Source organism: Candidatus Methylomirabilota bacterium, assembly GCA_036005065.1.
Classification (GTDB): domain Bacteria; phylum Methylomirabilota; class Methylomirabilia; order Rokubacteriales; family DASRDR01; genus DASYQW01.
The window spans coordinates 1-4,791 of record DASYQW010000245.1 but is presented as its reverse complement, the minus strand read 5'-3'; the positions used below and the strand labels follow the sequence as shown (position 1 = coordinate 4,791).

The 4,791-nt window shown below is 66.5% G+C and carries 4 protein-coding genes; all 4 read right to left on the bottom strand.

Translation table 11 applies throughout. The annotated features are described in order from the left end of the window. The coding region (locus VGW35_17625) for an extracellular solute-binding protein (GenBank protein ID HEV8309484.1) at positions 1-1,124 on the bottom strand (1,124 nt) is incomplete at its 3' end. 66 nt (positions 1,125-1,190) lie between these two features. Then, positions 1,191-2,057 (bottom strand): carbohydrate ABC transporter permease, encoded by an 867-nt coding sequence (locus tag VGW35_17620; protein HEV8309483.1) that lies wholly within the window; start codon positions 2,055-2,057, stop codon positions 1,191-1,193. Beyond that, the gene (locus tag VGW35_17615) at positions 2,054-2,989 is read right to left on the bottom strand and encodes a sugar ABC transporter permease (GenBank protein HEV8309482.1); all 936 of its coding nucleotides are present in this window, start codon (positions 2,987-2,989) and stop codon (positions 2,054-2,056) included. The genes VGW35_17620 and VGW35_17615 overlap by 4 nt, the downstream gene beginning before the upstream one ends. Before the next feature lie 227 nt (positions 2,990-3,216). Continuing rightward, positions 3,217-4,530 (bottom strand): sugar ABC transporter substrate-binding protein, encoded by a 1,314-nt coding sequence (locus VGW35_17610; GenBank protein ID HEV8309481.1) that lies wholly within the window; start codon positions 4,528-4,530, stop codon positions 3,217-3,219. Between the last annotated feature and the right edge of the window lie 261 nt (positions 4,531-4,791).

The following is a 4,791-nucleotide window of genomic DNA, read 5'->3' as shown; positions in this document are numbered from 1 at the left end:
AACTTCTTGATCCGCTGGGCCCCGACCTCCTTGTCCCACCGGTCCATGGCCGCGACGAGCGGCTTCACCGGGAGCTGGGCCACGACCTTGTACTTCTTCTCCATGTCCGTGTACTCGGGCCGCCAGTGCTCGCGCACCAGCTTCTGGAGGTCGGGCGGGGCCTTGTCGAGGGTCGCCGCCTTGACGGACGGCCCGATGAAGGCCTTCCAGGTGAGCGCCTGCTGGTCCGGTCGCCGCATGAAGCTCATCAGGTCGAGGACGACCTCCTGCTCGGCCGGCGTCACGCCCTTGGGGATCGCCCAGTAATGCCCGTCGATCACGAAGTGGGTGTTGGGCAGAATGAAGATCCGGGAGTCCGGCGGAATCGTCCCTTCGGCCCGCGGCTTCATGTCCCACTCCATGATCCCGGCGATGATCCAGCGCGTCCCTTCGGCGAACTCCTTGAGCGTCACCGCGGTGCCGGTCGGATAGTACTCGACGTACTCGCCGACCTCCTTCAGGAAGGCCCAGGTCTTGTCCCAGCCCTTGACCGGATCCTTGGGATCCTTGTCGCCCAGGATGTACGGCATGCCGGCCAGGATGGACCGGCCGGGACCCGAATTGGCGGGCCGGGCGTACATGAACTTGCCGGGATTCGCCTTCACCCAGGCCTTGAACTCGTCGGCGGTCTTGGGCGGCTCCTTCACCTTGCCCGGGTTGTAGATGAAGACCGGGCCGCCGTTGGACACGACCGAGGGCAGGAGATAGCCTTCACCCTCGTCCTGCAGGACCTTCGCCGCGTCGGTGAGCTCGTCCTTCGGGAACCGCTTGTCGTATTGCGGGAACAGCTTGACCAGCTGGCCGTTCTGGACCAGCACCGAGCCGGCATCCTGCCCGGTCAGGATCAGGTTGATGTCCACCCGGCCGGCATCCTGCTGGGCCTTGATCTTGGCCGGCAGCTCGGGGGCCGGCGCCCGCTGATAGGTCACGTCCTTGACGCGCTGCGGGTTGGCCTTCTTGAAGTTCTCGATGATGTCGCGCACCGACGAGAGGTCACCCGCCACGTCGATGACCGAGATGGTCACCGGCCCCTGGGCCGCGCCGCGGTCGACCCCGGCGCCCAGAGCCAACGCCGTCGCGGCCACCAGGAGCATTCCTCTGCGCCAATGTCTGGCCTCTCTCATAGGGCCCTCCTTGCCGGGCCCGTCCGGCTAGCCCTTGAGGGCGCCGGCCGTGAGCCCGCGGATGAGGTGTCGCTGCAGGAAGGTGAACAGGACTGCCACCGGCACTGTGCTGATCATCACGCCGGCCGACAGCTGACCCCACTGGATCTCGTACTGTCCGACCATATAGAGCAGTCCGGCCGACAGCGTCCGCATCTCGGTCTGAGTCGTGAAGGTGATCGCGAAGAGCAGCTCGCTCCAGGACGAGACGAAGGCGAAGATGGCGGTCGCCGCCACTCCCGGCGCCGCCAGCGGCAGGACGATCCGGAGCAGAGCGCCGAGACGACCGCAGCCGTCGATCATGGCGCTCTCCTCCAGCTCCCGCGGGATGGACTCGAAGTAGCCCACCAGCATCCATACGGTAAACGGCACCGTGAAGGAAAAATTCGAGTAGATGAGCGCCTGGTAGGTGTCGATGAGCCCGAGCGCATACCACTGCGAGAGAAGCGGGGCGATGAGGAGGACGGCCGGAAACATCTGGGTCGCCAGGAACACGAGCAAGAAGACATCCCGTCCGACGAACCGGAAGCGGGCCAGGGCGTACCCGGCGAGGATCGAGATCACCGTCGTCGCCACCATCGTGACCGACGACACCCACAGGCTGTTTGCGAAGAATCGGCTGAAGGGTGTGAGGCTGGAAGTCCAGGCGTCCACGTAGTTGGCGAGGGTGATCTGCTTCGGGAGGTAGACGAGCGGCGTGGCGTACAGCTCGGCCCGCGTCTTGAATGAGCTCAGGAACACCCAGACGAAGGGGCCGATGGCGAACAGCGTGAGCAGAGCGAGCCCGCCCCAGAGGACGGGGCCGCCCAGAACGCGCTCGGCCAGGTCGGCGCGGCCGGCCCGCCGGCCGGTCATGCCACGGATTCCACGCCCCGCGTGACGCGGAGGTAGGCGATGGTGAACGCCAGCATGATCAGCAGGAGCACGACCGACAGCGTCGCCGCGTACCCGAAGTCGAGGTTCGAGTAGGCCTGAAGTAGCGTGTAGGTCGAGGTGATCTGGGTTGCGTTGGCGGGCCCGCCGCTGGTCATGACGAAGATGAGGTCGGCGTAGTTGAACGTCCAGATGATGCGCGTCGCCGTGGCCACCACGATGATGGGTCGAAGGAGCGGGAGCGTGACGTGCCAGAAGCGCTGGGTGACGCTCGCCCCGTCGACCCGGGCCGCCTCGTACAGCTCGTCCGGAATGGCCTGGAGGCCGGCCAGCAGCATGATGGCGAAGAAGGGCACGCCCCGCCAGATGTTGGTCATGATGACGGCCGGCATGGCGAGGCGCGGGTCGGAGAGCCAGGCCACCCGCTCGTGGAGCCAGCCGAGTCGGAAGAGCAGGTCGTTCAGGATGCCGTAGTTCGGCTGGTAGATGTACTCCCAGACCAGTGCCACCACCACGCCGGGAATCACCCACGGCAGCAGCGTGACCGTCCGCACCAGCGCTCGTCCGGCGAAGGCCTGGTGGAGGAGGAGGGCGGCCGCGAAGCCGCCCAGAAACTGGAGCGACACCGAGCCGAAGACCCACCACGCCGAGTTCCAGAGGGTGAGCCAGAAGACGTCGTCCCCGAGGAGTCGCGCGTAGTTGCCGAGGCCGATGAACCGGTACTCCTGCGGCTTGATGAGCACGTGGTTGTACAGGCTCATGTGGATGGCCTTCAGGATCGGGACGAGGACGGTGCCGCCGAGGCAGACCGCGACGGGGAGCAGATAGGCGTACCCGAGCAGAAGCTCGCGCGTCCGCCGAGTGACCAGAGGCCGCGCGAGCGGCGCGGCGATTGTCGCGTCACGGTAACTCACGTCACGCCGTCTCTGGGGTCATCCCGCCGCGCGCTCTTGGCCGAAGCGTCCTGGGGGGAGGTCTCGAAGGGGAGCACAGCCCCCCTCCGAGACCTAGGAACGTGTCGGAGTAACCGGCGCCGGCCACCGAGCGCGTGGTTCATCCAGGAGTGCTCCGAGCGGCGGCTTCACCGCCGCCACGACGGGGGGGGCCTCGGGGGGGGCTTCCGAGACCTCCCCGAAATGACCTACGCCATGTTCTTGGTCAGCACCTCGGCGAACTTGTCGAGGCACTCCTTTGCGGAGATCTTTCCGACCATCGCCTGCTGGAAGAGCGGGACCCCCTCGGAGTCGAGCTTCCCGCCCCATCCGGCGTGGGCCAGGTAGGGGCTCACGATGGAGAACGGGAAGGATTTGACGAAGCCCGCCAGGGCCGGGTCCTTGGCGAACTCGGGCCGGTCGGCGACCGTCTTGCGGGCGGGCAGGAGCCCGAGCGTCTTGCAGTACATCGCGTGCGGCTCATCCTCCATCAGGAAGGTCATGAACCGCCATGCCCCTTCCCGGTTCTTGGCGGCCTTGAAGGCGGTCAGCGTCTCGGAGAAGTAGAAGGAGGCGCGCTTCTTGGTCGGCCCCATCGGGAGCGGCACCGTCGCGAAGTTCTGGGGCCCCACGAACCCCTTCTGCTCCTCCGAGGAGCCGGAGTTGTGGAGATAGGTATTCGTGATGCCGCGGCCGAACCCTTCCACGATCTGTCGCCAGCCGTCGGTGGGCACGCTGGGCGGCGTCACCTTGTGCTTGCGCAAGAGATCCAGGTACCAGTCCAGGCCCTCGACGGCCTCCTTCCCGTTGATGACGACCTTGCCATCCTTGAGCACCTGGGCGCCGTTCCCGTACATGAACTCGGTGGCATAGAGGACCGCCCACGTCCCCTGCCCGCGCATGCCGAAGCCGTACTGGTTCCGGTCCGCCTTGGTGAAGCCCTTGGCCAGCGTCAGGAAGTCGTCCCAGGTCCAGTCGTCCGATGGCGCCTTGAGGCCGTACTCCTTGAGGCGGTCGGTCCGATAGTAGATCGCGTCGTTGGTGACGACCCACGGGAAGGAGAGAATCTTCCCCTTCACCGTCACCGTCTCCCAGGCGATCGGGAGCACGTCTCGGTAGTGCTTCCAGTCCTTGACCTGGGCGGTGAGATCCTCGACCGCCCCCATGCCTTCGAACTCGCCCACCCAGTTGTCCCACACCTGGCAGCAGTCCGGCGGACTGCCAGCCGTGATGGACGTGATGAGCTTCTGACGGGCCTGAGCCTGCGGCACGAACTCGACCTTGACCTCGAAATCCTTCTGGGACTGATTGAAGCGCTGCACGAGGGATTCGACCAGCGCGTTGCGCTTCGGCTCGGGCACGCTGAACTGGAACCGGACCGGCGTGGCGCCATAGGCCTTCCGGGTGGAAAGGAAAGGCTCCTCCCACCACGCGAGGTCACCGGCCGCGATGGCGCCCGAAGCGGCCAGGGTTCGCAGGAACTGCCGGCGGGAGAGTTGCCACCGTTCGGATGCGACGTCCATGCGCGCGTCCTCCTGTCAGGGTAGCCTGGGGGGCCCGGGAAGGGGCGACGTGACCAGTCCGTTGCCTGCTTCGTTCACGTTTCCACGAGCCTACGTCAACCGGGCCGGGAGCGTCAATACGGGCGCCTCGCCGCGACCACCCGGCCGGTGTCACTCAGGCCGGTGCCCGAGCGGCCCCCGGGCGGCGGCCCACGAACTGACGGGCACTCCCGTAGATCCCGGCCGGCAGAAAGATGATGAAGATCATCAGGAGCAAGCCGT